Below are 25578 nucleotides of genomic sequence, written 5' to 3' on the forward strand. Positions count from 1 at the left end.
TTCACATCGTCGCGCCGAGGATCCAGGGCGCGAATTCCGAGCCGCCGAAATCATAGGCCTCGCTCTTGGATTTCTGGCCGCTCGCCACGGCGAGCATCATCTCGAAGATGCGCTGGCCGCATTGCTCGATCGTCTCCTCGCCGGTGACGATGGTGCCGCAATTGATGTCCATGTCATCGCTCATGCGCTCATACATGGGCGTGTTCGTGGCGAGCTTGATGGAAGGCGCGGGCTTCATCCCGAAGACGCTGCCGCGCCCGGTGGTGAAGCACATGAGGTTGGCACCTCCCGCCACCTGGCCCGTCGCCCCCACCGGGTCGTAGCCCGGCGTATCCATGAAGACGAACCCCTTTTCCGTGACGGGCTCGGCATAGTTGTAGACGGCGGTGAGGTTCGTCGTGCCCGCCTTGGCCATGGCGCCGAGCGACTTCTCGAGGATGGTGGTCAGCCCGCCGGCCTTGTTGCCGGGCGAGGGGTTGGCGTTCATCTCCGCCCCCTCGCGCGCCGTGTAGTCCTCCCACCAGCGCATCAGGCCCACCAGCTTCTCGCCCACCTCGCGGGAGGTCGCGCGGCGGGTGAGCAGATGCTCCGCGCCATAGGTCTCGGGCGTCTCGGAGAGGATCACCGTGCCGCCATGCCGCACCACGAGGTCGCTCGCCGCGCCCAGGGCCGGGTTGGCGGTGATGCCCGAATAGCCGTCCGAGCCGCCGCATTGCAGGGCGACGATCAACTCGCTGGCCGGGATGGGCTCACGCTTCGCCTGGTTCGCCTCGGCCAGCACCTCGCGCACGAAGGCGATGCCGGCTTCCACGGTTTTGCGCGTGCCACCCATCTCCTGGATGTCCATGTTGCGCAGCCGGCCCGCCAGCTTCTGTTCTTCCAGCATCGGGCCGAGCTGGTTCACTTCGCAGCCCAGGCCGATGGCGATGACGTGCGAGAAATTGGCGTGGCGCGCGAAGCCGGCGAGCGTGCGGCGCAGCAGGCGCAGCGGCTCGCCCATCGTCATGCCGCAGCCGGTCTTGTGGGTCAGCGCGATCACGCCATCCACATTCGGGAAATCCGCCAGCGGATCGGCCCCCGTGAAGGGGTTGCGCTTGAAGGCATCGGCGATCAGGTCCGCGACATGCGCCGAGCAGTTCACCGAGGTGATGATGCCGATGTAGTTGCGCGTCGCCGCCCGCCCATCCGCGCGGCGATAGCCCATGAAATGCGCGGGGGCCGCGACCGGCTCCAGCGGCTTCACCTCGGCGCCCCAGGCATAGTCCTTGGCGAATTCGCCCATGGCGCAGTTATGGGTGTGCACCCAATCGCCCGGCGCGATGGCCTCGGTGGCGAAGCCGATGATCTGGCCGTAGCGGCGGATCGCCTCGCCCGGCGCATGGGCGCGGGTGGCGACCTTGTGGCCCGGCGGCACGCGCCGGGCGCCCACGCGCACGCCATCGGCCACCGGCGTGCCGGGCGGGAGCGCGATGCGGGCGATCACCACGCCATCTTCCGGCGCAAGGCGAATGGTGGGCGGCAGGGTGTGGGCGTCCATGATCGATTCCTCCGGTCGGCCGAGCTTAGCGCCCCCCGGCGTGGCGCGCGATTCCCCTTCCGCCTATGTTGCAGCTTCATGGCAGGCAGGAGGAATGATGGCGGCGGGTGAGGCACGGGCCTGGATCAGACTGCCCTCGGGGCGACGGCTCGACCTGTTGGCGCCCACGCCGCTCGACTGGACCGATGAGGATCTGGCCATCGGCCTGTCGCGCACCTTCCGCTGGGGCGGGCATTCGATCTGGCCGAGCCCGCTTTCCGTCGCGCAGCACAGCCTCTCGGTGCTCGCGCTGCGCCAGCGCACGCCCGCGACGCGCGACGAGCTGCGCCGCGAATTGCTGCATGATGCGGAGGAGGGGCTGACGAATTTCGACTGCATCTCGCCGCTCAAGCCCTTCCTGGGCGAGGGCTTCCTGCAGTTGCAGCATCGCCTTTCGGTGGTGATCGCGGCGCGCTACGCGCTGCCCCCCTGGCGCGCGCCCGAACGCGCGCAGCACAAGCGGCTCGACATCGTGATGGCGGCGGCCGAGGCGGTGCATGTGGCGGGCTGGGCGCCGGTGGAGGTGCGCGCCACGCTGGGCATCCGCGCCCCCGTGCTGCGCGAGGACCCGCTGCAGGCCGAGTTCGGCGGCACGCCCTGGGAGCCCTGGCCGCCGGAGGTGGCCGCCGCGCGGTTTCTCGCCGCTCTGCGGCGGCTTTCCTGAAACCTGGCGCTCAGGCGGCTCGCCTGACGCAGGCGGTCGCGGGCTGGGGCTGACACAGCGCGGTGCGGAGTGCGCGCAGGCGCTGGTCGTCGAAGGGATGGGTGGGCAGCAGCCAGCCGCCCTCGTCATTCTCGTTCCAGGCATAGATCAGCGCGGCCCGCGCCGGCTGCCCCGCGGCGAAGGCGACGGCGCGGCCGAGATGCGCGGTAAGCTCCGCCGGGGTTGGCGCGGCGTAGTGCAGGGCCATGCCCTCGCCGGGGCGCTGCCAGCTCTCCCAGGGCACGGGGTTCTGCACGCGCGGGCGGCGGTCCCAGCCCGACATCGCGGTCGGGATCACCGGCAGGCCGAGGGCGGCCTGCTGCGCCCAGGCGCGCTCCGCATGGCTCGCCAGCGCGGCATAGGGGGCGGCGCGCGCGCCCGCCTGCAGCGCATAGGCCGAGACGCCATCGGCGCCGAGCAGCGGCACCCAGCGCCGCGCCTGGTCGGGCACGGGCGTCATGATGACGATGTAGGGGTCGCGCGCGCCGGCGGCGCGCACGCGGCGGCGGAAATCGGCCAGCGCGCGGCGCAGCCCCTCGATGCCGCCCCAGTTCTCGACCAGCATCTCATCGGAAAGGAAGGCCAGGAAATAGAGCGGCCGCCCGCCCGCCACGGTCTGGTAGTCCGGGTCGGCCAGCAGGGCCGGGTGGCTCGCAAGGATGTCGGAGGGTGCCTCCGCCCGGCCCCAGCGCACCAGCTCGGTGATGAAGCAGAATTTTACGCGCGCGCGATCGGCGCTGGCACGATAGAGGCGAAACCCCTCGCTCATGGAACTGCCGCGCGGATAGGCGAGGAAGGCCCAGTAATCGAGCCCGGCAGCGGCGGCGAGCGCGATCTGGCGGTCCATCACCGCCTGGGAAGGCGGTGGGAAGCGGATCGGCGCCTCGCCGGGCGGCACCTCGGCGAAGAAGGGCGCGCGGGCGCGCCAGGGCGCGGGCGAGAGGCTGCGCACCACCGCCTCGGTCGGCACGGAGCCCGGCGCGTACCAGGCATCCCAGCGGATCGCGCCCACGGCCACCGGCTGTGGCTGGGCGCGTGGGGCCAAAGGTGCGGCGAGCGGCGCGGCGAGCAGGCTGGCCAGCAGGGCGCGGCGGGGGAGAGCCATGCGCCTTGGTCGCGTGAGCGCCGCGCCCGGTCAAGCTTGCGCCCGACGCCCCAGGCGCTAGGTTGCCCGCGATGACCGACGCCGCCCCCTTCTGGCGCACCAAGACCCTCGGCGAGATGTCGCGCGCGGAGTGGGAAAGCCTGTGCGATGGCTGCGGCCGCTGCTGCCTGCACAAGCTCCGCAATGAGGAGACGCAGGAGCTGATCTGGACCGAGGTCGCCTGCCGGCTGCTCGACACCAGCACCTGCCGGTGCAGCGACTACGCCAACCGCAAGGCGCGCGTGCCCGATTGCGTGAAGCTGACGCCGAAGAAGCTCGCCACCATCGATTGGCTGCCGCCCTCCTGCGCCTACCGCATGCTGGCGGAGGGGCGGGACCTGGCCTGGTGGCACCCCCTCGTTTCCGGCGATCCCGCCACCGTCGCCAAGGCCGGCATCGCCGTGGCCGGGCGCGTGGTGGCGGAGCGTGAGGCCGGGCCGCTCGAAAGCCATGCCGTGGACTGGCCCGGCAAGATCCCGCGCAGCGCGCGGCCCCACCCGCGAGTCCGTCGCGACGACACCGAAGGAAGGAACATCACCCCATGAAGGACGCCCTGTTCGGCGGCATCAACGCCGCGGCGCTGACGGCGATGAAGGCGGATCTCTCGCCCGACCTCGATCGCTTCGCGGCCCATTGCAAATGGCTGCTCGCCAATGGCTGCAACGGCCTGGGCATCCTGGGCACGACCGGCGAGGCAGCGAGCTTCGGCTATGAGGAACGGCGCGAGATCCTGGAAGGCATCCTGGCACGCGGCGTGCCCGCCACGGCGCTGATGCCCGGCACGGGCTGTGCGAGCCTCGGCGACACGGTGGCGCTGACGAAGCATGCGCGCGATGCGGGCTGCCGCGGCGTGCTGGTGCTGCCGCCCTTCTACTACAAGAACCCCTCCGATGACGGGATCTTCGCCTATTTCAGCGAAGTCGTGAATCGCGTCGGCGGCGGCATCGCCATCTACCTGTATCACTTCCCGCAGCAATCGGCGGTGCCCTTCAGCCTGGATCTCATCGGCCGGCTGCTCAAGGCCTTCCCGGGCACGATCAAGGGCGTGAAGGATTCCTCGGGCGACTATGCCAACATGAAGGCGATGATCGACGCCTTCGCCAAGGACGGGTTCGAGGTCTATTCGGGCAGCGACGAGTTCATCCAGAAGATCCTGGCCGAGGGTGGCGCGGGCTGCATCACCGCCGCCTCCAACGTGAATGCGCGCTTCGGCGCGACCGTCTACAAGCACCGCACCGGCCCCGAGGCCGATGCCGCGCAGGCGGTGCTGAACGCGACGCGCAAGGCCGCCACCTCCGTGCCGCTGATCTCCGGCCTGCGTGAGATCTTCGCGCGCGCGACCGGCGATGCGGGCTGGCGCAATGTGCGGCCGCCCAACATGCCGCTCACGGCCGAGCAGGCGCAGAAGGCCTGGGATGCGATGAACGCCACCGGCGCGCTGCCGCTGCCTGGCCTCGGGCTCGCGAAGGCCGCCGAATGAACCAGCCCCTTACCTGCCGCGCGCCGGCGGTCGGCACGGTGCAGGTCGATGATGCGAAGATGCGCGTCACGCGCTGGGATTTCGATCCCGGCGCGGAGACGGGCTGGCACCGGCATGGCTTCGGCTATGTCGTGGTGCCGATCACGGACGGCACGCTGCTGCTGGAACTGCCCGGCGGCGCGACCATGACCGCGGAACTCAAGGCGGGCGTCGCCTATACGCGCGATGCCGGCGTGGAGCACAATGTGGTCAATGGCGGCGCGCAGAAGCTCTCCTTCGTCGAGGTCGAGCTCAAGAACCTGCCGGGGTGATCTTGCGCCGCGGCGGCATGGTCACCAGCGCGAGCCCGCCGAAGATCAGCACCACCGCCGGGATGGTCAGCCATCCCGGCACCTCGCCGAACACCACGAAGCCGTAGAACAGCCCGCAGAGCGTAAGCGTCATGCTCGTCTGGCTGGTGACGATGCCGCCCACGCCGACCAGCAGGCGGAAATAGAGCAGGTAGCCGGCCGCATTCAGCAGGCCATGCGCCAGCAGCAGCAGCGCCACCGTGCCATTCGCCGGCAGGCTGAGATGCCCCATCGGCCAGGCGAGCAGCACCGAGGTCAGCGCCGCCCCCATCACCGTCCCCGCCGCCTGCGCCACCGGCGCGCTGCCCGGCACGGCGAGCTTCACCGACAGCAGATTCGCCAGCGCATAGCAGAGCGGGGTCAGCAGCATCAGCGCCGCCCAGGGCAGCACGGCCGGATCGGGCAGCGCCGCACCCGGCGCCATCGCCAGCATCACGCCGGCGAGGCCCACCAGCGAACCCAGGATGCGCCGCGGCGTCGCGCGGTCGAGCCCGGCGAGCGCGAAGAGCAGCACGCTGAACAGCCCCGCCAGCGGCACGATCAGCGCGAACAGGCCGGCCGGCGCGCGCTGCAGCCCTGTGAAGGCGAAGAGATTCGCCAGCGCCATGCCGACGAAGCCACCCAGCAGGTAGTGCCGCAGATGCGCCGGCGTGAAGCGCGGCAGATGGCCTTGCCAGGCCGCCACGAGCAACAAGGCGATCATGCTGAGGCTCGCGGCGATTGCAACGATGCCCAGCGGCCGCATGCCGTGGCCCATCATGAGCTTGGCGAGCGAGGGCATCAGCCCCCAGACCGCACCGAGCAGCAGCAGCGCGCCGAAAATCTTCAGGGTGCGGACCATCACATTCAACAACGGATGACCGGCCTGCGCTGTCAAGCGGTTGATGCGACGCGCCGGCGCGCGCAAATCTGCGCGCATGGCCTTGCCCGACTCCGAACGCATCCTCCTGCCCGCGCCGCGCGGCGCGCTCGCGCCCACGATGGAATTCACCGTCTGCTGGCGTCCCTCCACCCGCGCGCAGCGCGTGTCGCTGCGCGTCTGCCCGCGCGACGGCACGGTGCTGGTCACGCTGCCGCCCGGCGAGGGACGGCGCGCGGGGCTCGCGCTGCTGAAGGAGCATGGCGCCTGGGTGATGGATCGCCTGGCCGCGCTGGCGCCCGCCATGCCCTTCGTGCCGGGCGCGCGCGTGCCGATCGGCGGCGTGAAGCATCGCCTGCTGCATGAGCCTGATGCGAAGGGTGGCCCCTTCCTGCATCGCCGCGCGCTGGTGGTGCCCGGCGCGGTGGAGATGTTCCGCCGCCGCACCATGGACTTCATGCGCGCCGAGGCGCGCCGGCGCATCACCGCGTGCATCGCCCCCCATGCGGCCGCGCTCGGCGTGGAGCCGGGGCCGATCCGCGTGAAGGATACGCGCAGCCGCTGGGGCTCCTGCGCGCCGGATGGCACGCTCGCCTTCTCCTGGCGGCTCGTCATGGCACCGGAATGGGTGATGGACTACGTCGTGGCGCATGAGGTGGCGCATCTGAAGGAGCTGAACCACTCGCCCCGCTTCTGGGCGCATCTGGCGAAGCTCACCCCGCATCGCGAGGAGGCCGTGGCCTGGCTGACCCGGGAAGGTCCGGCCCTGCTGCGGATCGGCTGATCGGATGCCGGTGACCGAGGAAGGCTCGCGCGCGTTGCGGCGCGTCGTGCGCGGCTTCGCGCTGGCGAGCCTTTTCACCATGGCCGGCGGCGTGGCGCTCAGCCTCGCCAGCGCGGACTGGACGTGGTTCGCGCGCTCGGGTGCGATCCTCACCGCGCTCGGCCTCGTGTTGACCAGCCGCAAGGTGCTGATCGCGCGCGCCGATTTGCTGGCGCTGCTCGCCGACATGGAGCGCGTGGACGGCGCCGAGCGCACCGCGCGGCTGGACAGCTTCAAGCGCCTGCAGCGCGACCTGGATCGTCAGGTGATGGAACGGGCGGGCTTCGCGCTGCTGGTGCTGGGCACGCTGGTGTGGGGCTTCGGCGACCTCATCGGTCGCCTGCTTTAGTGCCCTGCCTCAGTTCAGGAAGCGCCAGGCGAGCACGATGCCGAGCACGCCCTGCGTCGCACTTCCGCGCTGGTCGACCAGCGGGCTGTCGGCGCTGCTGCCGATGATCTGGCCGACCTCGCCGAACATCGTCGCGGCGAGGTTGCGGTTGATGATCCAGGTCGCACTCGCCGCGGCGCCGGCGAACCAGTAATCGTCGGCGCGATAGGTCTGGTAGCCGCTGCGCGCCGCCTGGCTCGGCGTGATGCCGAAATAGGTGTCGGCGAAGTCGCGATTGCCCCAGTTGAGGCGCGGCCCCGCCGTCATGATCACGTCCGGCCGTACGCGGAAGACGCGGTCGAGGCTGAGATCGCCCAGCACGCCCGAATGCCCGCCGAAGCCCTGGCGCAACTCGGCGCGGCCCACCCAGGCGCCTTCCTGGTAGCGCAGGAAGACGCCGGCCTCGCCTGCCGGGTCGATATTGCCGAGCCCGTTCAGCGCCGTGTTGTCATCCTGGTCGCGGCCCATGCGCAGGCGCACCAGCGGCCCCGCGCTGAAGCCGCCCTGGCGCAGCAGCGTCAGCCCCACGCCGTCGCGGATCGAGAGGAAGAAGGTGTCGTCGCCGTAGCGCACATCGGGGGCCACGATGAAAACCGGGCGGAACTGGTCCGAACCCTGATAGGCCGGCCCGAAGATCGAGCCGGCGCCGAGCGACATGCGCCAGCCGGTCTGCCCCTGCGGCGTCACCTGCGGCAGCGCCTGCGGCGCAAGCCCGGTCTGGGCGAGGCTGGCGCCGGCGCTCGCCAGCAGGGCGGCGGCGGCCAGGAACGGGCGAAGCAACAGGCGCATCTCCAGGGAATCCTTCCGGCGGCGAGCGTTCCGGCGCGGGGAGGCGCGCCCTCGGCTCGCTTCTTCCATGTCATCCGTGCCAAGGCAACACGCGCCTTGCGCCCTGATACGCCAGGAAAAGCGCTGGAACGCGATTGTCGCCAAGCTGACCGCCTGATTAACTTTCGAATCACCTTTGCCGAAGAAAGGGCTGACCCATGACCGAGCCGAAGCTGCCGCCCCTCGGGCGTCGCCCCTTGCTGGCCGGCGCCGCCGCATTGCTCGGCGCGCCCGCCCTGGTGCAGGCGCAGGGCCTTGGCACCTGGCCGAACCGGCCGATCCGCCTGATCGTGCCCTTCGCGCCCGGCGGGTCCACCGATGTGCTGGCCCGGCTGCTGACCGAGCAGATGTCGCCGCGCCTCGGCCAGCCCTTCATCATCGACAACCGCCCCGGCGCGGGGGCCACGCTCGGCACCGGGCTGGGGGCGGAGGCGCCGGCCGATGGCTATACGGTGCTGCTGAGCGTGATCAGCGCCTTCAGCGTCGGCAGCACGCTCTATCGCGGGCGGATCACCTGGGACCCGGTGCGCAGCTTCGCGCATCTGGGCATGATCCAGTCCGGCTACTACGCGCTGATGGCCTATCGCAACGCGCCCTTCGGCAATCCGGGTGAGCTGGCGGCCGCCGCGCGGCGCACGCCGGGCATCGCCTATGCCACCTCCGGCGTCGGCTCGCTGCCGCATCTGTTCATGCTGCGCTTCGCCCAGGCGGCGCGGATCGAGCTGACCCATGTGCCCTATCGCGGCGGCGGCCAGGCGGTGACGGACACGATGGCGGGGGTGGTGCCGGTGACGCTCGATGGCATCGCGAGCAGCGTGAACCAGATCCGCACCGGGCAGATCCGCGGCATCGGCATCACCGCGCCGACGCGCCAGACCTCCTTCCCCGACATGCACACCTTCGTCGAGCATGGCTTCGAAGGGCTGGTGGCGGAGGGCTGGGCCGGCATGGCGATGCCCGCCGCCACGCCGCTGCCCATCCAGCAGCGCTTCACCGCCGTGCTGAAGGAGGTGCTGGAACTGCCCGCCATCATCGCGCGCTACCAGCAGCTCGCGATCGACACCGGCACGCGCTTCGGGCCCGAGGCGCAGGCCTTCGTGGCGCAGGAGGTCGAGACCTGGCGGCCGCTGGTCATCGCCTCGGGTGCGACGGTGGATTGAGCGTGAACAACTCCCGCCTGCTCGCCTTCCAGGGTCTCCTGGAAGGCCGGGCCGACCTCGCCTTCATCCCTCTTTCGACCGACCTGCACTACCTGGCCGGCATCGCGCGCGACATCCCGAAATACGGCGTCACGCTGCATCCGGGCGATTGGCTGGAAGGCGCCTGGGTCGCGCCGGGCCATGCGCCGGTGCTCGCTTTGCCGCGCATGACGGCGGAATTCGGCGGCAGGGGCGCGGCCGAGGGCATCGAGGTGCGCGTGCTCGGCGATTGGGATGACCCCGCCGCGCTGGTGCGCGACATCATCGCCCGCTTCCGCCTGCCCGCGAAGCCGCGCATCGCGGTGAGCGAGCGTGCCCATGCGGAGAGCCTGATCCATCTCCAGGCGCTGCTGCCCGAGGCACGCTTCGTCTCCGCCACCGCCATCATCCGCGAATTGCGCCTGATCAAGAGCGAGGAAGAGATCGCCCTGATGCGCGAGGCCGGGCGGCGCACCGAGGCGGCCTTCGCGGAGGTGCTGCCCAAGCTGCGCTTCGGCATGACCGAGCTCGATATCGTCGCCGAGATCGACTACCAGATGAAGCGCCAGGACAGTCTCGGCCCCACCTTCACCACCACGCTCTACAATTCGGGGCCCACCCACCCGCTGCTGCTCGGCCGGCGGCTCGAGAGCTGGAAGCGCAAGGTGGTGCCGCCGGTCTCCGTGCTGTTCGATTTCGGCGCCTCGCATGAGGGGCTCTGCTATGATTACGGCCGCACGGTGAGCTTCGGCGCGCCCTCTTCCGAGCAGATCCGCGTGCATGCCCTGGTGATGGAAGCGCAGCGCGCCGGCATCGCCGCGCTGAAGGTGGGCGATACCTGCGAGCAGGTGGATGCGACGGCGCGGCAGGTGATCCTCGACGCCGGGCTCGGGCCGGCCTTCCGGCACCGGCTCGGCCATGGCATCGGCTGGGACGTGCACGAACCCCCCTTCCTGACCAAGGGCAACGCCACGGTGCTGCAGGAGGGCATGCTGTTCACCGTCGAGCCCTCCATCCTGCAGGAGCGCGGCTTCAGCGCCCGGACCGAGGATGTGGTGGTGGCGCGGCCCGGTGGCGGTGAGCGGCTGACGGCGGGGTTCCAGGAGCTGTTCGTGGTCGATCACTGATCGCGGGATGGTCGATCACTGATCGCGGATGGTCTTGCTCCCGCGCGCGCCTGCCGATAAGCGCGGGCGACCAGGGAGACAGGATCCGCCATGAGCATCGACCTCGAGATCGCGCGCGCTGCCACCTTGCAGCCGATCGCGGCCATCGCCGCCAAGGCGGGCATCCCCGATTCCGCGCTCGAGCCCTATGGCAAGACCAAGGCCAAGGTCGCCGCGGGCTTCGTGGCCGAAGCCTCGGCCCGCCCGCCCGGCGCGCTGGTGCTGGTCACCGGGATCAACCCCACCGCCGCCGGCGAGGGCAAGACCACCACCACCATCGGCCTGGGCGATGCGCTGAACGCGCTCGGCACCCGCACCATGATCGCGCTGCGCGAGCCCTCGCTCGGCCCCTGCTTCGGCGTGAAGGGGGGCGCGACGGGTGGCGGCTATGCGCAGGTGCTGCCGATGGAGGACATCAACCTCCATTTCACCGGCGATTTCCACGCCATCACCAGCGCCAACAACCTGCTCTCGGCGATGATCGACAATCATCTCTACTGGGGCAACGAACTGGGCATGGATCCGCGCCGGGTGAGCTGGCGCCGCGCGCTCGACATGAACGACCGCAACCTGCGCGATTGCGTCGTCGGCATGGGCGGCGCCTCGCAGGGCATCCTGCGCGAGGACGGCTTCGACATCACCGTGGCCTCCGAGGTCATGGCGGTGTTCTGCCTCGCGAAGGACCTGCCCGATTTGCAGGAACGCCTCGGCCGCATCATCGTCGCGCGGCGGCGGGACGGCTCGGCGGTGACGGCGCGCGACGTGAAGGCGGATGGCGCCATGGCCGCGCTGCTGCGCGACGCCTTCTCGCCCAACCTCGTGCAGACCATCGCGGGCAGCCCGGCGCTGGTGCATGGCGGGCCCTTCGCCAACATCGCGCATGGCTGCAACTCGGTGGTGGCGACGCGCCTCGCGCTGGGCCTCGCCGATGTGGTGGTGACGGAAGCGGGCTTCGGCGCGGATCTCGGCGCCGAGAAGTTCTTCGACATCAAGTGCCGCCTTGCGGGCCTCAACCCCGCCTGCGCGGTGATCGTTGCGACGGTGCGCGCGCTCAAGATGCATGGCGGCGTGGCCAAGGCCGCGCTCGGTACCGAGGATGTCGCCGCGGTCGAGCGCGGCGTGGTGAACCTCGCCCGCCATGTCGAGAACCTGCACAAATTCGGCGTGCCCGTGGTGGTGGCGCTGAACAAGTTCACCTCCGACACCGAGGCCGAGATCAAGGCCGTGCAGGCGGCGATGGCGCGGCTCGACACGCAGGCCATCCTGTGCACGCATTGGGGCGATGGCGCGGCCGGCGCGATGGAGCTGGGCCGGGCCGTGCAGGCGCGCATCGCCGCCGGGGCCGCGCGCTTCGCGCCGCTCTATGCCGATGCGATGCCGCTGGCCGAGAAGCTGCGCACCATCGCGCGCGAGATCTACCGCGCCGCCGATGTCTCCCTGCCGGCGACGGTGATGCAGAAGCTCAAGCGCTGGGAGGAAGAGGGCTTCGGCCATCTGCCGGTCTGCGTGGCCAAGACGCAGTATTCCTTCTCCGCCGACCCGACCGCGCTGGGCGCGCCCAGCGGCCATGTGCTGCCGGTGCGCGACGTGCGGCTTTCGGCCGGGGCGGGCTTCGTGGTGGCGGTGGCGGGCGAGATCATGACCATGCCCGGCCTGCCGCGCCGCCCGGCGGCGGAGACCATCGGCCTGAACGCGGCGGGGCAGATCGAAGGGCTGTTCTGAGGGGCGGCGGCGCCCCTACCGCGCCTCGTTCACGCCATCCAGCACGAAGGCCACCAGGGCGCGGGCGAGGCAATCATGCAGCTCATCCGCCACCGCCACGCGCATGCCGCGCGGCGCGCGCTCCAGGTCGAGCCGTTCATTCTCCGACCAGTATTTCATGATCGCCCAGCGGCTGAAGAGCTGCGCGCCCACGGCCGCACCGGCCATCTTCAGCCGGTCCCGATACAGATCGACATCGGCATTGGCGCGCAGGAAGCGCGAGAATTGCGGGTCCATCAGCACCACATCCGTGCGTTCGCCCCGCGCGGCGCGGATGTGCCCGGCCGTCACCTTCACCGTGTCGGCCATCTCGTCGGCCGAGAGCCCGCGCGCGGCCTCCACCGTGCCGAGCTGCCAGATCACCAGATGCGGCCGGAAATCCGGCGCCATATCGGCCAGCACCCGCGCATGCTCGGCCGCCGTCATGCCGCGCGCGCCCTCATTGCGCAGATCCACCTGCACGCCGGGCAGGCGCGCTTCCATCAGCCGGTGGAAGCGATGCGGCCAGGTTGAGCTGGTGCCGGAGGTGCCGCCCGTCTGCGTCGAGGCCGAGCCCACCACCATCACGCGCAGCGTGCCGCGATCCACCGCGACCTGCGTGCCTTTCAGCGCCGTGGCCTGCAGCGCATCGGGCGGGGCGCCACAGCCCGGGCCCTCTGCCCGGGCCGGCAGGGCCAGGAGCAGTCCGAGCAGCGCAGTCGCGAGCAGCTTTCCCCGAGGCATCATGAAACTTTAGCCATGTCACTTTTGGCCGGCAAGGCGGGCGGCCGGCGCTTGCCCTCCGCCCCGTCATACCAGGCCGAGAGCGCACCGATGCCGATCAGCGCCGCCAGCCCCAGCAGGTTCACCGCCAGCTGCATCTCCCAGCCGGCCGAGATCTCGATCGCCACGCGGCCGAGGAAGGACAGGAAGATGCCCAGGCAGAACACCGGCAGCCCGTGCTGGCCCATCAGGATGAACAGCCCCGCGACCCGCCCGTTCAGCCAGGCGGCCCCCATCGGCAGCAGATGCGCGAGCAGCCAGGCGAGCACCAGGATGCTCGCCAGCCGCGCCGGGTGCAGCCCCGCCTTGTCGATGGTCGAGTACCAGTCATAGATCCATTCCGGCGTCTCGAAACCCGATGGCGCGACCCCCCAGAACAGGTTGAGCGCGACGGCATTGGCCGCCAGCAGGATCACCAGCAGCACCGCCAGCCAGCGGTTCCAGGGGAACCAGCGCGCCATGGTCTCGGGCGGGGTGCGGCCCATCCAGATGCCGATGACGAACAGCAGCTGCCAGGCGAAGGGGTTGAAGAACCAGGTGTCGCCCGTCCAGCTCGGCAATTGCAGGTCGTAGAAGCGGGTGGCGGCGTAGAGCAGCGCCGAGCAGGCCAGCATCGCCGGCAGGTGCAACATCAGCGGCATGGTGAAGGCGAACATCGCCAGCAGCACGATGTAGAGCGGCAGCACGTCCAGGAAGGCGGGCTGGTAGCGCAGCAGCAGCGCCTCGAACAGCGCGCGGTAGGGTTCCTGGCTGAACGGATCGAGCGCCAGTTCGTCCAGGAAGGCCGCCTGGTCGAGCGCCGCGGCCGAGAAGCCGACCTGCGCCGTGAACACGACGAACAGGAAGATGTGCGCGACATAGAGCGTGCCGACGCGCTGCAGCACCCGCGCCCCGGTGCGCAGCCAGCCATCGCGTTCCAGCGCCTTGCCATAGGCGATGCCCGCGGCGTAGCCGGCGAGCAGCACGAAAGCCTCCGTCGCATCGCCCAGCGAGATCTTGCGCAGCGTGAAGTAGCTGAGGACATTGCCGGGCGTGTGGTTCACGAAGATCATCCACAGCGCGAGTCCCCGGAAGAAATCGACCCGAAGGTCCCGCCCCGGCCGGACGAGTGGAATGCGAGGAACCGACATGCAACGACACCATCGCGGAGAAGGGGGCCATGGCGCAAGCATCCGCTGACGAGCTGCTGCGCGAGGGCGGCGCGCGCCATGCGCGCGGCGATCTTGCGATGGCGGAACGGCTCTATCGCCGCGTCCTGAAGTTGCGTCCCGGGGATGCCAATGCGCTGAACCTGCTCTCCGTCCTGGCGCGGCAGCGTGGCGATATTGCCGCGGCGCTCGATCTCTCGGCGCAGGCGCTCGCGCGCATGCCGCAAAGCCCGGTCTTCCTCGCCAGCCGCGGCGCCACCCTGGCCGAGGCCGGGCAACTCGATGAGGCCATCGCCGCCTTCCGCGCCGCCCTGGCGTTGCGGCCGGCGGATGCGACGACGCTGCGCAACCTGGGCCAGGCGCTCTGCGCGAAGGGCGAGGCGCCGGCGGCGCTGGCACCGCTGCTGCGCGCCACGCAGCTCGCCCCCGGGGCGGCCGAGCCCTGGCTCGGCCTTGCGCATGCCCGGCGCGAACTGGGCGACCGGGCCGGCGCCGCCGCCGCCGCGCAGCGCCTGCTCGCCCTGCCAGGCGTGCCGCAAGCGCTGGCCGAGCAGGCGCGCTTCCTGCTGGCGGGGCTGGGCGATGAACCCGCGCCGGCCCGCGCGCCAGCGGCCTATGTGCGCGACCTGTTCGACCAGTATGCGCCGCGCTTCGACGCGGATCTCGAAGGCCGGCTTGGCTACCGCACGCCGCAGCTGATCGCCGATCTGCTGCGTGCCCAGGGCGTGGCGGCGGCGGGCGGGCTGCAGGTGCTCGACCTCGGCTGCGGCACGGGGCTGTCGGGCCTTGTGCTCAGGCCCTTCGCCCGGCGGCTGGAGGGTCTGGACCTCTCGCCGCGCATGCTGGCGCAGGCCGGGGCGCGCGGCCTCTACGACGCGCTGCATGAGGCCGACCTGCTGGACTTCCTGCCCCGCCACAAGGCGCGCTTCGACCTGATCGCGGCGGTGGATGTGCTGAACTACCTGGGCGACCTGACCGAAGCCCTGGCCGCCATCGCTGCCGCGCTGCGACCGGGCGGGCTTGCCGTGTTCAGCCTGGAGGTGGGCGAGGGACAGCCCTTCGCCCTCGGCGCCGGGCTGCGCTATCGCCACGACCCGGCGCATGTCGTGGCCCTGGCGCAGGCCGCCGGGTTGCGGCTGCGCGCGCAGGAAGCGGCGGTGCTGCGCCAGGAGCAGGGCGTGCCGGTCGCCGGCGCGCTGCTGCTGGTCGCGAAGCAGAGCGAAACCTGACGCAACGACGCACCACAGAGCGCAGTCGGATTGCAACATCCGAACACCATCCTCGCTTCGTCGCCGCAGCCTGCACTTCCGCAGCGCCCGGACGGACCCAAAGAAGGATCACCCCGATGCGCCTTTCCCTCGCCCTCGCTGCCCTCGCCATCGCCTGCACCATGAGCCTCGGTGCCGAGGCGCGGATGCGCTTCCAGGGCGTCTCCGAATCCGGTGTCGCCGACCAGGCGACCCAGCCGATCGAGGCGCAGCGCCTGACCGGCATCACCCTGCCCGGCGCCGCGCGCTGAAGGGCTGGCCGGCGCCGCCCCGTCGCGGGCAGCGCCGGCCCTCATCGCCATGCGCCAGCGCCCCCTTCGCTTCCTGCTGCTCCTCGCCGCGCTGTTCGGCGCGGGAGCGATGATGACGGCGGCGCTGGAAGCCGCGCGACGAGTGCTGGCCCAGGCGCCGCTCGACCTCGCCAGCCTGCCCTTCTCCCCCTTCGAGGAAGGCTCGGGCGTGATGCTGATGGTGGTCGGCGCCATGCTGGTCGCCGAGGCCGCCTGGGTGGGCCTGGCGCCGAGCAGCCTCGGCCGGCTGAGCGATGAGGGTCACCTCGCCACGCGCTCGGATCTGCTGTGGTTCCTGATCGAGGTCTCCGGCCTGGGCATCGCGCTGATGGTGGTGGCGAGTGCCGGGCTGCTCATCGCCTTCGAGATGGCCTTCGCCGAGGCCGAGGGCTGGCGCCTCGTCGCCGGCCTGCCGCTGCCCGCGCAGGTGCTGGCGCTGATCCTGCTGGGCGATTTCTGCCAGTACTGGTGCCACCGCGCGCTACACAGCCGCTGGCTCTGGCCGATCCATGCGATGCATCACGCCGCGGAGGAGCTGACCGTGCTCTCCACCTTCCGCAGCCATCCGCTGGAGAATGTGCTGACGCGCATCGCCACCGGCTTCCTGCCCCTGCTGCTGCTCGGCCCGGATCCCGACGCCCTGGCCTGGGCCATGGCCTGCGCCGCCTTCGCGAGCAGCCTGACGCATTCCGCCCTGCCCATGCCCGGCTGGGTCGAGCGCTGGGTGCTGGTGGGCCCGCATCTGCACCGGCTGCACCACAGCACGGAGGTGCGGCACCATGACCGCAACTTCGCCATCGTCTTCCCCTGGCTGGATCGCCTGTTCGGCACGCTGCTCTGGCAGGCCGCCCCACCCGCGCAGCTCGGCGCGCCGGATGCGACCTATGACACGCGCCAGCCCCTGGCGGATTCGATCCGCCCCTATGGCCTGCTGGCGCGCCGCTGGCGCGGCTTCCTCAGCCGCGCAGCAGCGCCTGCGCCAGCGCGGTGACGTCGCACGCCGCCGGGCTGCCCGGGTGGCGCGTCAGCAGCGGCACCTGGTGGCGGATGGCGTCGGGCACCTTCGGGTCGCGCCGCAGGATGCCCCCCAGGACCAGGTCACGCTGGAGAAAACGCTGCATCGCCGCCCGCAGCGTGGCATGCACATGCAGCCCCGCCGCCTGGCTCGCCGCGAGGTTCACCACCAGCCGCGCCGCGCCCGCCGGCGCGTCCTGCGCGTGCAGCTTCAGCACGGCATAGGCGTCGGTCAGGCTGGTCGGCTCCTCGCTGGCCAGGACCAGCAGCAGGTCCGCGGCGGCGGCGAGGCGGCGCTGCGGCGGCTCCACCCCCGCGCCGAGATCCACCACCACCTCATCCCATTCGGCGGCGAGTTGCCGCGGCAGGGCGAGCAGCGCCTCCAGCCCCGGCCCGGCCAGCCCCGCAAGCCGGCCCGAGCCCGCGCGGCCGGGCAGCAGGTCGAACCCCGCGCTATGGCGGATCACCACCGCCCGCGCCTCGGCCCGGCCCGCGATGACATCGCCGAGGTCGCGCGCCGGGGCGAGGCCGAGCTGCACGTCGAGATTGGCGAGGCCGAAATCCGCATCGAAGAGCAGCACCCGCCGCCCCGCCGCCGCCAGCGCCTGCGCCAGCGTGATGGCAAGCCAGGTCTTGCCCAGGCCGCCCTTGCCGGAGGCCACGGCGATCACGCGTCCGCTCACGGCGTCGCTCCCTTCTGCAACCGCGCGGCCAGCCACTCCGGCGTGAGGGGGGTGAGGCCATCGGCCGCCTCCGCCCCCGTGCCCGCTTCGGTCAGCGCCAGCCCCGCCGCCGCGGCGCTCAGCACGCTGCCCAGCCGGCGCGCGATGTCGAGCCGCGTGGGCAGCAGGTGCCGGCAGCCAAGCAGCGCGAAGGCGCGCGCCGTCTCGGCCGCTTCCTCGGCATCCAGCCCGGCGGGGAGGACCAGGATTGGCGTGCCCTGCGCTGCCTCGATCAGGGCCGAGAGGTGATGCGCGGCGGCGGGGTCGAAGGGGTCGCAGCCGGGCAGGTCGATGATGGCGGGCTGCGCCACGTCGCGGCGCTGCATCGTCTTGCGCAGGGCCGAGGCGGTGGCGGCGACCGCGAGCGGCAGGCCGAGCACGCGCGCGAAGGCGGCAAGCTGCTCGGTCGCCCCGGCCCGCCTGCCATCGGCCGTGACCAGCAGCGGCTTCGCGCCCGCCATCACCCAGCGCGTGGCGAGCTTCACCGCCGTCAGCGTCTTGCCCGCGCCGGGCGGGCCCGCGAGCAGCAGCGGACCCTCCGGCAGGCGCTGGAAGCCGAGCGTGCCGGCCAGCGCCGGGGCCAGGCCGCCGCCGGCCAGGGCCGCGGCAAGCTCGCGCGGCAGATTGTGCCGGGCCAGCGCGGCCGGGATCGCCACCGCCGCGGGCGCGGCCTCGGGCGCGATCATCAGCGGCTCGTCGTCCGGCGCCTCGCCGGCCGTGACCTCGACCCCGCCCTGGACCCGCCGGGTGGAAAGGATCACGGCCTCCTCCCCCAGTTCGGCGCGCAGGCTCGCCAGGGCGTCCGACATCCGCGCGGCGCGCACCACCTTCAGGCGCATGCTCAGACCGTGCCGATGGTGCGGATCCGCACGCGCGGATGGATCTCGTTATGCGCCAGCACGGCGGTGGCGGGGCGGAAGCGCTCGACCACCGCGCGCACATGGGCACGGATGCCGCCCGAACAGACCAGCACCGCCGGCTCCCCCGCACTCGCCGCCGCGTCGAAGGCGGCGCGCAGCGCGTGCATGAAGGCCGACAGGCGCGAGGGCTGCATCGCCAGCTGCTTCTCCTCGCCGGGGCCGATCAGCGCCTCGGCGAAGGCCTGCTCCCAGTCATTCGACAGCGCAATGATCGGCACATGCCCCGCAGGCCCGCGCGCCGCATCCGAGATCTGGCGCGCAAGCCGCGCGCGCACGGCGGCGAGCATGGGGGCGAGGCTGCGCGCGCCCCCGGCGGCCGCTTCCTGCACGCCTTCCAGGATGGTCGGCAGGTCGCGGATCGACACCCGCTCGCTCAGCAGCCCCTGCAGCACGCGCTGCACCGTGCCCAGGCTGGCCTGGGTGGGGATGAGATCCGCCACCAGCCGCTTGTGCTCGGGCGGCAGTTCATCGACCAGCTTCTGCGTCTCGGCGAAGGAGAGCATCTCGGCCATGTTCTCGCGCGTCACCTCGGTGAGGTGCGTCGCCAGCACGCCCGCGCAATCGACCACGGTGCAGCCCATGGCGAGCGCCTCCTCGCGCTGTACCTCCTCGATCCAGGCGGCGGGCAGGCCGAAGGTGGGCTCGGCCACGCGCTCACCGGGCAGGGGCGGCGGATTGCCGGAGGGATCGATGGCCAGGTGCAGCGGCGGCTTCAGCACGCCGCGCGCGGCCTCGATCTCCTTCACCCGGATCACATAGGTGTCGGGCGGCAGCTGCAGATTGTCCTGGATGCGCACCGAGGGCAGCACGAAGCCCATCTCCTGCGCCGTCTGCCGGCGCAGCGTGCGGATCTGCTCCGACAGCCGCGCCGCATCGCCGGCGGCGAGGCTGAGCAGCCCGTAGCCGAGCTCGAGCCGCAGCAGGTCCATGCGCAGCGCGTCCGAGGCCGGCGGTTCCTGCGGCGGCGCGGGGCGCGGCAGCTCGGCGATGGCCCGCGCGAGATCCGCCTGGTGCTGCCGCCAGGCGCCCCAGCCCGCCGCGCCCGCCAGGCCCAGGAAGGGCAGCAGCGGCATGCCTGGCATCAGCCCCATCAGCACCGAGGCGCCCGAGGCGATGGCGAGCGGCTTCGCCCCGCCCAGCTGCAGCGCCAGCGCCTGGTCGGCGCGGCCTTCCGCGCCGCTCTTGGTCACCACGATGCCGGCCGCGAGCGAGACGAGCAGTGCGGGGATCTGCCCCACCAGCCCATCGCCCACCGTCAGCACCGAGAAGGTCGTCACCGCCTCGCTGAAGGGCAGGCCGTGTCGCAGCGTGCCGATGGCAATGCCGGCGAGCAGGTTGATCAGCGTGGTGACGAGGCCCGCGATCGCGTCGCCGCGCACGAATTTCGCGGCACCGTCCATGGCGCCGAAGAAGGCGCTTTCCTCCTCCAGGTCGCGGCGGCGGCGGCGCGCCTCGTCCTCGGTGATCACGCCGGCGGAGAGATCGGCGTCGATCGCCATCTGCTTGCCCGGCATGGCGTCCAGGCTGAAGCGCGCGGCGACTTCCGCGATGCGGCCCGAGCCCTTGGTGACGACGACGAAATTCACCAGCAGCAGGATGGCGAAGACGATCAGCCCGACCAGCACATCCCCGCCCATGAGGAAGCCGCCGAAGGCGAAGACCACCTGCCCCGCCGCCTGCGGCCCCTCATGCCCCGCGGTCAGGATGGCGCGCGTGGTGGCGACATTCAGCGCGAGGCGCAGCAGCGTCGAGAGCAGCAGCACCGTGGGGAAGGAGGTGAAGTCGAGCGGCCGGCGCATGAACAGCGCCACCATCAGCACCAGCACCGAGCTGGTGATCGACAGCGCCAGCCCCGCATCGAGGAGCCAGCCCGGCAGCGGCACCACCAGCACCGCCACCAGCAGCACGACGCCAAGCCCGAGGATCACGTCGCCGGTCAGGCGGATCCGGCCCAGCCAGATCGGCATGGTGAGGCTGTTCATGTGTCAGCCGAGCGCCGGCAGCGACAGCGGCCCCTGGCCCGGCGCGGGCGGCACGGCGAGCCCGGCGGCGCGGTAATCCTGCAGCTTGTTGCGCAGCGTGCGGATGGAAATCCCCAGGATCTCCGCCGCGCGGGTGCGGTTGCCCAGGCAGTGGGATAGGGTCTCGAGGATCAGGTCGCGCTCCACCTCCTCCATCCGGCGGCCCACCAGCGGCGCGATGCGGCTGGTGGCGGTGGCGGCCGGGACGGCGGGCAGGGCGGCCTGCGGCGCGGCGGCAGGCTGTTCGGGCGGGCGCGGCGGCGTGAGTTCGATGGCCTCCGGCCCCACCTCGCGCCCCTCGGCCAGCAGCACGGCGCGGTGCATCGCGTTCTCGAGCTCGCGGACGTTGCCCGGCCAGGGATGCGCCAGCAGCGCCTGCTGCGCCAGCGCCGAGAGCGGGCGTTCCGGCACGCCATTGGCGCGCGCGTAGCGCAGGCAGAAATGCGCGGCGAGCGGCAGGATGTCGGCCGGGCGCTCGCGCAGCGGCGGGAGATGGAGTGCCACGACGTTGAGGCGGAAATAGAGATCCTCGCGGAAGCGCCCGCGCGCGACCTCCGCGACCAGATCGCGGTTCGTGGCCGCCAGCAGGCGCACATCCACCTTCACCGGCGCGCTGCCGCCCAGGCGATCCACCTCGCGCTCCTGGATCGCGCGCAGCAGCTTGGCCTGCAGGCGCGGGTCCATCTCGCCGATCTCATCCAGCAGCAGCGTGCCGCCATCGGCCTGCTCGAACTTGCCGCGCCGTGCCGCCAGCGCGCCGGAGAAGGCGCCCTTCTCATGGCCGAAGAGCTCGCTCTCCAGCAGCGATTCCGGCAGGGCGGCGCAGTTCAGCGCCACGAAGGGCCCGCGCGCGCGGCGCGAGGTGGCGTGGATGTGCCGCGCCAGCACTTCCTTGCCCGTGCCGCTTTCGCCGGCGATGAGCACCGAGGCCTCGGCACGCGCCACCTGGGCGGCGCGGGCCAGCAGCGTCGTCATCGCCGGGTCGCGCGCGATCGGGCCTTCGGCCGGCGGCGCCGCGCCCGCGGCCTGGAGCATGGCGATGATGAGGTCCACATCGGGCGGCAGCGGCAGGAAGTCCCGCGCGCCGGCCTCGATCGCGCGCACGGCGGCATCCGCATCCTCGGCGCGGCCGCAGGCGACGACGGGGCAGGCGATGCGCTCGGTCGCCATGGCCTGCACCAGCCAGGCCACGTCGTGGCGCAGATCCGCGAGCACGAGGTCCGCACCTTCCGCGCGCAGCCGCGCCAGCCCCGCCACGGCCCCTTCCGCATAGCCGAGCCGCGCGCCGCGCGCGATGGCGATGCGCGCCGCCGCGCCCAATTCGCCCTCCAGCGAGCCGATGATGAGCAGCCTCGCCATGCGCCTCAGCCCCCGCGATCGGCTTTGACGATCTCGGTCATGGTCACGCCGAGGCGGTTGTCGTCCACCATCACCACCTCGCCGCGCGCGACGAGGCGGTTGTTGACGTAGATGTCCACCGCCTCGCCCAGCTTGCGGTCGAGCTCCACCACCGCGCCGCGGCCGAGCTTGAGCAGCTGCGAGACCTGCATCGTCGCGCGGCCCAGCACGGCGCTGACCTGGACCGGGATGTCATAGACCGCATCCAGGTCGCGCGGCGTGCCGGTGCCGCCACCTTGCTGCGCCTCATTGGCCGGAACGGCCTCGAATCCATCCTGCCCGCTCATTGATCCTGTTCCACCCCCTCGATCTCGAAGCCTGCCTCGCGCAGTGCCTCGCGCACGGCGGCACGGCGCTGGGCGAGGGCGATGATCCATCCCCCGCCCTGCCAGCGCATGGTCGCGTCGCCCGGGGCGATCTGCGCATCGCCGATGACGGGTGGCGCGCCCGGCGGCAGCCGAGCCGCGACGGCCTCCACCAGCGCCGGAGCCACGCGCAACTCGGCCTCCGGCCGGTCCGCCAGCGCATCGAGCAGCGGCGTCATCACGCCTGCGATGATGCTCGCCCCATGGCGCTCGACCGTGCGCGCCATCATCAGGTCGGCCGTGGCGAAGAGCAGGCTGGCCAGGGCCTGGGCCGACTCCTCCGCCGCTGCGCGCCCGGCCTCGGCCGCGGACTCGAGCGCCTGGGCGATGGCGCCCAGGGTGCGCACCGCCTCGGCTTCGAGCGAGGCGGCCATCTCGGCCAGGCCCTCCGCATGGCCCTGCGCACGGCCCTGGGCGAAGCCCTCGGCCAGTCCTTCCGCGCGGATCGCTTCGACCAGCGCGGGGTCGGGCGGCGGCGGGGGCGGCGGGATCTTCGGGCGGTTGAGATCGGGCAGGCTGAGCGCGAGCTTCATGAGATCATCTCATCGTCGCGACCGTCGCTCATCTGGATCTGGCCCTGCGCGGCGAGGTCCTTCGCCGCGCCGACGATCATCGCCTGCGCCTCATCCACGTCGCGCAGCTTGACCGGGCCGAGCGCGGCGAGGTCGTCCTTCAGCAGCTTGGAGGCGCGTTCCGAGAGGTTGCGGAAGAACAGGTCGCGCAGCGGCTCGGACGCGCCCTTCAGCGCGAGCGTGAGCTTGTCCTTCGGCACGGCGCGCAGCAGCACCTGGATGCCCGCCCCGTCCAGGCGCTGGAGGTCGTCGAAGGTGAACATCAGCGCGCGGATCTTCTCGGCGCTCTCGCGGTTGCGTTCCTCGAGCGCGGCGAGGATGCGGCCCTCGGCGGCGCGGTCGAGGTTGTTGAAGATCTCGGCCATCACCTCATGCGCGTCGCGGCGCGAGCTGCGCGCGAGGTTGGACATGAACTCCATGCGCAGCGTGCGCTCCACGCCTTCCAGCGCCTCCTTCTGCACCGTCTCCATGCGCAGCATCCGCATCACCACTTCCATCGCGAAGCCCTCCGGCAGCAGGGAGAGCACGCGCGCCGCATGGTCGGGCCGCACCTTCGACAGCACGACGGAGACGGTCTGCGGGTATTCGTTCTTCAGGTAGTTCGCGAGCACGGCCTCATTCACGTTGCCGAGCTTGTCCCACATGGTGCGGCCCGCCGGGCCGCGGATCTCCTCCATGATCTGCGCCACGCGCTCCTTCGGCATGGTCTTGAGCAGCAGCCGCTCCGTGCTCTCGTAGCTGCCGATCAGGTGGCCGGCCTGGCCGAGCTGCGTGCGGAATTCCTGCGCGACCTGCTCGACCATCTCGGCCGAGACGGTGCCGAGCGCGGCCATGGCCAGCGACAGGTCGCGGATCTCATCCTCATGCAGCCGGCTGAAGACCTTCGCCGCCTGCTCCTCGCCCAGGGCGAGCATCAGGGTTGCGGCCTTCTGAGGCCCGGTGAGTTCGAGGCGTCCGCTCATATCGGATCCTGGGGGGCGAGCCAGCGGCGGATCACGCCGACCGCGGCCTCGGGGTTCTCTTCGACGATGTCGGCCAGCTGCTTCAGCGCGGAGGCGCGCATCTGCCCCGCGACATTGGCGAGTTCGACCATCTTGTCCTCCTCGCTCATCGCGCCCGCCGCGCCGGCCTCGCCGGGCAGCAGTGGCGTGCCGTCCGCGGCAAGCCCGGCGCTGCCGCCGGGCAGCGGGCCCGCGGGCGTGCCGGCGACCAGCGGCACGCCATCGGGTCCGATGCCCGCCAGGGCGGGCTGCGGGGCGAGCACCAGGGCAAGTCGCGTGGCCACGGGGCGGCCGATCAGCAGGATCGCGGCCAGCGCCACCAGGGCGAGGATCGCGCTCTCGATCACGCGCCCCATGACCGCGGGCGGGACGGTCTGGCCCAGGATGTTGAAGCCTGCCGGCGGCACCTCCGCGACCGGCGGCTCTGCGAAGCGCAGGCTCACCACCTCCACGCGGTCGCCACGCTGTTCGTTGAAGCCCACCGCCGAGCGCGCGAGCGCGGTGATGCGCTGCAACTCCTCCGGCGTGCGTTCGCGGAAGCGCGGCGGGGCATCGCCATTGGGTTCCCAGATCCCGTCCACCAGCACGGCGACGGAGAGGCGGCGCAGGGCCGGCTGCTCGCGCAGCGTGTTGCGGGTGACGCGGCCGATCTCGAAATTCGTCGTCTCTTCCTGGCGCGACTGCTCGGTGCGGTTGCCGCCGGCCTGCGCGTCGGCGCCGGGCAGCTGGTTCGCCACCGAGACGTTCCCCGCCTCCCCGCTGCGGCTGCTCTCGGAGGTGGATTGCGTGCTGCGCGGCACCTGGTTCTCGGGGTCGAAGCGTTCCTCGGTGGTCTGGATGCGGTCGAAATCCATCTCGACCGAGGCCTCGGCCCGCACGCGCCCGGCGCCGAGGGAGCGTTCCAGCAGGTCCTCCACCGCGCGGGCGAGGCGCAGCTCCGCCGTGCGGCGCAGCTCCTCCCCGGTCTGGGCGGCGGCGGGGCCGCTCAGCGCCTGGCCGCCGCGGGCCAGCAATTCGCCGCGGCTGTCGATGATCGAGACCTGCTGCGGGCGCAGCCCCGGCACGGCGGCGGCGACAAGGTGCAGCACCGCCTGCACGCCCTCCCGGTCCAGGCGCTGCGCGCCCTGCATGGTCAGCACGACGCTGGCCTGGGCTTCGCCGCGCTCGCGCGCGAAGGGTTCGCGCCGGGGCAGCACCAGGTGCACGCGCGCCTGGCGCACGCCGGCCAGGCCGCGGATGGTGCGTGACAGTTCGCCCTCCATCGCGCGCAGGCGGTTCACATCCTGCTGGAAGGGCGTGGTGGTCAGGCTCTCGCCCCGGTCGAAGATCTCGTAGCCGATGGACCCGCCGGAGGGCAGGCCCTCGCGCGCCAGCATCAGGCGCAGCCGCGGCACCTCGGTCTCCGGCACCAGGATCTGCGCGCCGCCGCTGGCCAGCCGATGCGGCACGCGGGCGCGGTCGAGCTGGGCGACGATCTGCCCGGCCTCGCGCGGGTCGAGATCGCCATAGAGCAGGGCCATCGGCGGCTCGCTGGCGCGCAGCGCGAGCATCACGACGAGGCCGAGCACGGCCAGCCCCACCCCGGCCAGCGCGGCGAGGCGCAGCGAGCCGAAGGCGCGCAGCTGCGCGATCATGCCGCCCATGCGGCCCCCCGCAGCCAGGGCCATGGCGGCGCCATGGCCGGCACCCCGCCCTCATCTGCGCATCCTGCGCAACCCGAACCGCGCCGCATCCTGCTCTTCCCCGGGAGCACGCGCCGCCTGCGGGGCGGATCGCGTGCTCAACAAACCCTTGTCCTGGCGGCCGAAGCCGGCAGGGCAGGTTTTGCCGGGTAAGCGGTG

At 72.0% G+C, this 25578-nt stretch carries 26 protein-coding genes; 12 read left to right on the forward strand and 14 right to left on the reverse strand.

What is annotated here, in order from left to right; genetic code table 11:
* Position 1: 1 nt before the first annotated feature.
* Positions 2–1537: a UxaA family hydrolase gene (locus AC2D9U_RS10545; protein ID WP_484748599.1), complete on the reverse strand. Its 1536-nt coding sequence runs from the start codon at positions 1535–1537 to the stop codon at positions 2–4.
* A 97-nt stretch (positions 1538–1634) separates the two neighbouring features.
* Here AC2D9U_RS10545 and AC2D9U_RS10550 point away from each other — a divergent pair, with 97 nt between their 5' ends.
* A complete protein-coding gene (locus tag AC2D9U_RS10550) occupies positions 1635–2240 on the forward strand; it encodes a hypothetical protein (protein WP_484748601.1) in 606 nt (201 codons plus the stop codon).
* A gap of 10 nt (positions 2241–2250) precedes the next feature.
* Here the strand turns inward: AC2D9U_RS10550 and AC2D9U_RS10555 are convergent, their stop codons facing one another.
* Positions 2251–3384, reverse strand: a complete 1134-nt coding sequence (locus AC2D9U_RS10555; protein WP_484748602.1) for a hypothetical protein — start codon at positions 3382–3384, stop codon at positions 2251–2253.
* Positions 3385–3455: 71 nt separating this feature from the next.
* Here AC2D9U_RS10555 and AC2D9U_RS10560 point away from each other — a divergent pair, with 71 nt between their 5' ends.
* Genes AC2D9U_RS10560 through AC2D9U_RS10570 form a run of 3 tightly spaced genes read left to right on the forward strand, consistent with a single transcriptional unit; the run spans position 3456 to position 5214 of the window.
* Entirely contained in the window at positions 3456–3968 is a 513-nt protein-coding gene (locus AC2D9U_RS10560; protein ID WP_484748604.1) for a YcgN family cysteine cluster protein, read from the forward strand.
* A complete protein-coding gene (locus tag AC2D9U_RS10565; RefSeq protein WP_484748606.1) occupies positions 3965–4903 on the forward strand; it encodes a dihydrodipicolinate synthase family protein in 939 nt (312 codons plus the stop codon). The genes AC2D9U_RS10560 and AC2D9U_RS10565 overlap by 4 nt, the downstream gene beginning before the upstream one ends.
* Positions 4900–5214: a cupin domain-containing protein gene (locus AC2D9U_RS10570; protein WP_484748607.1), complete on the forward strand. Its 315-nt coding sequence runs from the start codon at positions 4900–4902 to the stop codon at positions 5212–5214. Before AC2D9U_RS10565 ends, AC2D9U_RS10570 begins: the two co-directional genes overlap by 4 nt.
* Here the strand turns inward: AC2D9U_RS10570 and AC2D9U_RS10575 are convergent.
* A complete protein-coding gene (locus tag AC2D9U_RS10575) occupies positions 5195–6094 on the reverse strand; it encodes a DMT family transporter (protein ID WP_484748609.1) in 900 nt (299 codons plus the stop codon). The genes AC2D9U_RS10570 and AC2D9U_RS10575 overlap by 20 nt on opposite strands.
* Positions 6095–6170: 76 nt before the next feature.
* On the opposite strand from AC2D9U_RS10575, the gene AC2D9U_RS10580 reads away from it, so the two are divergent.
* Together AC2D9U_RS10580 and AC2D9U_RS10585 are read left to right on the forward strand one after the other, a co-directional pair.
* Positions 6171–6896, forward strand: a complete 726-nt coding sequence (locus tag AC2D9U_RS10580) for a M48 family metallopeptidase (protein WP_484748611.1) — start codon at positions 6171–6173, stop codon at positions 6894–6896.
* Between the two features lie 4 nt (positions 6897–6900).
* Positions 6901–7284, forward strand: a complete 384-nt coding sequence (locus AC2D9U_RS10585; protein ID WP_484748613.1) for a hypothetical protein — start codon at positions 6901–6903, stop codon at positions 7282–7284.
* Between the two features lie 9 nt (positions 7285–7293).
* Here AC2D9U_RS10585 and AC2D9U_RS10590 read toward each other — a convergent pair whose 3' ends face one another.
* Positions 7294–8112, reverse strand: a complete 819-nt coding sequence (locus AC2D9U_RS10590) for a MipA/OmpV family protein (protein WP_484748615.1) — start codon at positions 8110–8112, stop codon at positions 7294–7296.
* Positions 8113–8309: 197 nt separating this feature from the next.
* Between AC2D9U_RS10590 and AC2D9U_RS10595 the strand changes: the two genes are divergently transcribed.
* From AC2D9U_RS10595 to AC2D9U_RS10605, 3 genes are all read left to right on the forward strand, one after another.
* Positions 8310–9311, forward strand: coding sequence for a Bug family tripartite tricarboxylate transporter substrate binding protein (locus AC2D9U_RS10595; protein WP_484748617.1), 1002 nt, complete (start codon positions 8310–8312; stop codon positions 9309–9311).
* 2 nt (positions 9312–9313) lie between these two features.
* Complete coding sequence (locus AC2D9U_RS10600; RefSeq protein ID WP_484748619.1) at positions 9314–10456, forward strand: M24 family metallopeptidase; 1143 nt, start codon at positions 9314–9316, stop codon at positions 10454–10456.
* A gap of 90 nt (positions 10457–10546) precedes the next feature.
* Positions 10547–12217, forward strand: a complete 1671-nt coding sequence (locus AC2D9U_RS10605) for a formate--tetrahydrofolate ligase (protein WP_484748621.1) — start codon at positions 10547–10549, stop codon at positions 12215–12217.
* A gap of 15 nt (positions 12218–12232) precedes the next feature.
* Here AC2D9U_RS10605 and AC2D9U_RS10610 read toward each other — a convergent pair whose 3' ends face one another.
* Both AC2D9U_RS10610 and AC2D9U_RS10615 read right to left on the reverse strand, forming a co-directional pair.
* Positions 12233–12982, reverse strand: a complete 750-nt coding sequence (locus AC2D9U_RS10610) for a GDSL-type esterase/lipase family protein (RefSeq protein ID WP_484748623.1) — start codon at positions 12980–12982, stop codon at positions 12233–12235.
* Entirely contained in the window at positions 12979–14148 is a 1170-nt protein-coding gene (locus tag AC2D9U_RS10615) for an OpgC family protein (RefSeq protein ID WP_484748625.1), read from the reverse strand. The genes AC2D9U_RS10610 and AC2D9U_RS10615 overlap by 4 nt, the downstream gene beginning before the upstream one ends.
* Positions 14149–14177: 29 nt before the next feature.
* Between AC2D9U_RS10615 and AC2D9U_RS10620 the strand changes: the two genes are divergently transcribed.
* The 3 genes from AC2D9U_RS10620 (at position 14178) to AC2D9U_RS10630 (ending at position 16715) form a co-directional block, all read left to right on the forward strand.
* Positions 14178–15395: a class I SAM-dependent DNA methyltransferase gene (locus AC2D9U_RS10620; protein ID WP_484748626.1), complete on the forward strand. Its 1218-nt coding sequence runs from the start codon at positions 14178–14180 to the stop codon at positions 15393–15395.
* Positions 15396–15511: 116 nt separating this feature from the next.
* On the forward strand, positions 15512–15685 hold the full coding sequence (locus AC2D9U_RS10625; protein ID WP_481998366.1) for a hypothetical protein: 174 nt from the start codon (positions 15512–15514) through the stop codon (positions 15683–15685).
* Positions 15686–15734: 49 nt separating this feature from the next.
* Positions 15735–16715 carry a sterol desaturase family protein gene (locus tag AC2D9U_RS10630; protein WP_484748628.1) on the forward strand — a complete coding sequence of 327 codons (981 nt, stop codon included), beginning with the start codon at positions 15735–15737 and terminating at the stop codon, positions 16713–16715.
* Here AC2D9U_RS10630 and AC2D9U_RS10635 read toward each other — a convergent pair.
* The 8 genes from AC2D9U_RS10635 to fliF are packed head-to-tail and all read right to left on the reverse strand — an operon-like array spanning position 16681 to position 25404.
* Positions 16681–17421 (reverse strand): nucleotide-binding protein, encoded by a 741-nt coding sequence (locus AC2D9U_RS10635; RefSeq protein ID WP_484748630.1) that lies wholly within the window; start codon positions 17419–17421, stop codon positions 16681–16683. The genes AC2D9U_RS10630 and AC2D9U_RS10635 overlap by 35 nt on opposite strands.
* Positions 17418–18299, reverse strand: coding sequence for a flagellar biosynthesis protein FlhF (locus tag AC2D9U_RS10640; RefSeq protein WP_484748632.1), 882 nt, complete (start codon positions 18297–18299; stop codon positions 17418–17420). Before AC2D9U_RS10640 ends, AC2D9U_RS10635 begins: the two co-directional genes overlap by 4 nt.
* A gap of 2 nt (positions 18300–18301) precedes the next feature.
* Complete coding sequence (gene flhA / locus AC2D9U_RS10645; protein ID WP_484748634.1) at positions 18302–20362, reverse strand: flagellar biosynthesis protein FlhA; 2061 nt, start codon at positions 20360–20362, stop codon at positions 18302–18304.
* A 3-nt stretch (positions 20363–20365) separates the two neighbouring features.
* A complete protein-coding gene (locus AC2D9U_RS10650; protein ID WP_484748636.1) occupies positions 20366–21760 on the reverse strand; it encodes a sigma-54 dependent transcriptional regulator in 1395 nt (464 codons plus the stop codon).
* Between the two features lie 5 nt (positions 21761–21765).
* Positions 21766–22086 carry a flagellar motor switch protein FliN gene (gene fliN, locus AC2D9U_RS10655; protein WP_484748638.1) on the reverse strand — a complete coding sequence of 107 codons (321 nt, stop codon included), beginning with the start codon at positions 22084–22086 and terminating at the stop codon, positions 21766–21768.
* Positions 22083–22697 (reverse strand): FliH/SctL family protein, encoded by a 615-nt coding sequence (locus AC2D9U_RS10660; RefSeq protein ID WP_484748639.1) that lies wholly within the window; start codon positions 22695–22697, stop codon positions 22083–22085. Before AC2D9U_RS10660 ends, fliN begins: the two co-directional genes overlap by 4 nt.
* On the reverse strand, positions 22694–23698 hold the full coding sequence (gene fliG / locus AC2D9U_RS10665) for a flagellar motor switch protein FliG (RefSeq protein WP_484748641.1): 1005 nt from the start codon (positions 23696–23698) through the stop codon (positions 22694–22696). Before fliG ends, AC2D9U_RS10660 begins: the two co-directional genes overlap by 4 nt.
* Entirely contained in the window at positions 23695–25404 is a 1710-nt protein-coding gene (gene fliF, locus AC2D9U_RS10670; protein WP_484748643.1) for a flagellar basal-body MS-ring/collar protein FliF, read from the reverse strand. The genes fliG and fliF overlap by 4 nt, the downstream gene beginning before the upstream one ends.
* Positions 25405–25578: the final 174 nt, after the last annotated feature.

This window comes from Roseomonas sp. TF40, assembly GCF_057219975.1.

Excerpts from the sequence above, each read along its gene's own strand:
- AC2D9U_RS10605 (WP_484748621.1), top strand. The coding sequence starts at position 10,547 with ATGAGCATCGACCTCGAGATCGCGCGCGCTGCCACCTTGCAGCCGATC.
- AC2D9U_RS10585 (WP_484748613.1), top strand. The coding sequence starts at position 6,901 with ATGCCGGTGACCGAGGAAGGCTCGCGCGCGTTGCGGCGCGTCGTGCGC.
- AC2D9U_RS10550 (WP_484748601.1), top strand. The coding sequence starts at position 1,635 with ATGGCGGCGGGTGAGGCACGGGCCTGGATCAGACTGCCCTCGGGGCGA.
- fliN (WP_484748638.1), bottom strand. The coding sequence starts at position 22,086 with ATGAGCGGGCAGGATGGATTCGAGGCCGTTCCGGCCAATGAGGCGCAG.
- AC2D9U_RS10650 (WP_484748636.1), bottom strand. The coding sequence starts at position 21,760 with ATGGCGAGGCTGCTCATCATCGGCTCGCTGGAGGGCGAATTGGGCGCG.
- AC2D9U_RS10595 (WP_484748617.1), top strand. The coding sequence starts at position 8,310 with ATGACCGAGCCGAAGCTGCCGCCCCTCGGGCGTCGCCCCTTGCTGGCC.
- AC2D9U_RS10555 (WP_484748602.1), bottom strand. The coding sequence starts at position 3,384 with ATGGCTCTCCCCCGCCGCGCCCTGCTGGCCAGCCTGCTCGCCGCGCCG.
- AC2D9U_RS10575 (WP_484748609.1), bottom strand. The coding sequence starts at position 6,094 with ATGGTCCGCACCCTGAAGATTTTCGGCGCGCTGCTGCTGCTCGGTGCG.
- AC2D9U_RS10560 (WP_484748604.1), top strand. The coding sequence starts at position 3,456 with ATGACCGACGCCGCCCCCTTCTGGCGCACCAAGACCCTCGGCGAGATG.
- fliG (WP_484748641.1), bottom strand. The coding sequence starts at position 23,698 with ATGAGCGGACGCCTCGAACTCACCGGGCCTCAGAAGGCCGCAACCCTG.
- AC2D9U_RS10610 (WP_484748623.1), bottom strand. The coding sequence starts at position 12,982 with ATGATGCCTCGGGGAAAGCTGCTCGCGACTGCGCTGCTCGGACTGCTC.
- AC2D9U_RS10615 (WP_484748625.1), bottom strand. The coding sequence starts at position 14,148 with ATGTCGGTTCCTCGCATTCCACTCGTCCGGCCGGGGCGGGACCTTCGG.
- fliF (WP_484748643.1), bottom strand. The coding sequence starts at position 25,404 with ATGGCCCTGGCTGCGGGGGGCCGCATGGGCGGCATGATCGCGCAGCTG.
- AC2D9U_RS10630 (WP_484748628.1), top strand. The coding sequence starts at position 15,735 with ATGCGCCAGCGCCCCCTTCGCTTCCTGCTGCTCCTCGCCGCGCTGTTC.
- AC2D9U_RS10565 (WP_484748606.1), top strand. The coding sequence starts at position 3,965 with ATGAAGGACGCCCTGTTCGGCGGCATCAACGCCGCGGCGCTGACGGCG.
- AC2D9U_RS10570 (WP_484748607.1), top strand. The coding sequence starts at position 4,900 with ATGAACCAGCCCCTTACCTGCCGCGCGCCGGCGGTCGGCACGGTGCAG.
- AC2D9U_RS10590 (WP_484748615.1), bottom strand. The coding sequence starts at position 8,112 with ATGCGCCTGTTGCTTCGCCCGTTCCTGGCCGCCGCCGCCCTGCTGGCG.
- AC2D9U_RS10620 (WP_484748626.1), top strand. The coding sequence starts at position 14,178 with ATGGCGCAAGCATCCGCTGACGAGCTGCTGCGCGAGGGCGGCGCGCGC.
- AC2D9U_RS10580 (WP_484748611.1), top strand. The coding sequence starts at position 6,171 with ATGGCCTTGCCCGACTCCGAACGCATCCTCCTGCCCGCGCCGCGCGGC.
- AC2D9U_RS10640 (WP_484748632.1), bottom strand. The coding sequence starts at position 18,299 with ATGCGCCTGAAGGTGGTGCGCGCCGCGCGGATGTCGGACGCCCTGGCG.
- flhA (WP_484748634.1), bottom strand. The coding sequence starts at position 20,362 with ATGAACAGCCTCACCATGCCGATCTGGCTGGGCCGGATCCGCCTGACC.
- AC2D9U_RS10625 (WP_481998366.1), top strand. The coding sequence starts at position 15,512 with ATGCGCCTTTCCCTCGCCCTCGCTGCCCTCGCCATCGCCTGCACCATG.
- AC2D9U_RS10660 (WP_484748639.1), bottom strand. The coding sequence starts at position 22,697 with ATGAAGCTCGCGCTCAGCCTGCCCGATCTCAACCGCCCGAAGATCCCG.
- AC2D9U_RS10545 (WP_484748599.1), bottom strand. The coding sequence starts at position 1,537 with ATGGACGCCCACACCCTGCCGCCCACCATTCGCCTTGCGCCGGAAGAT.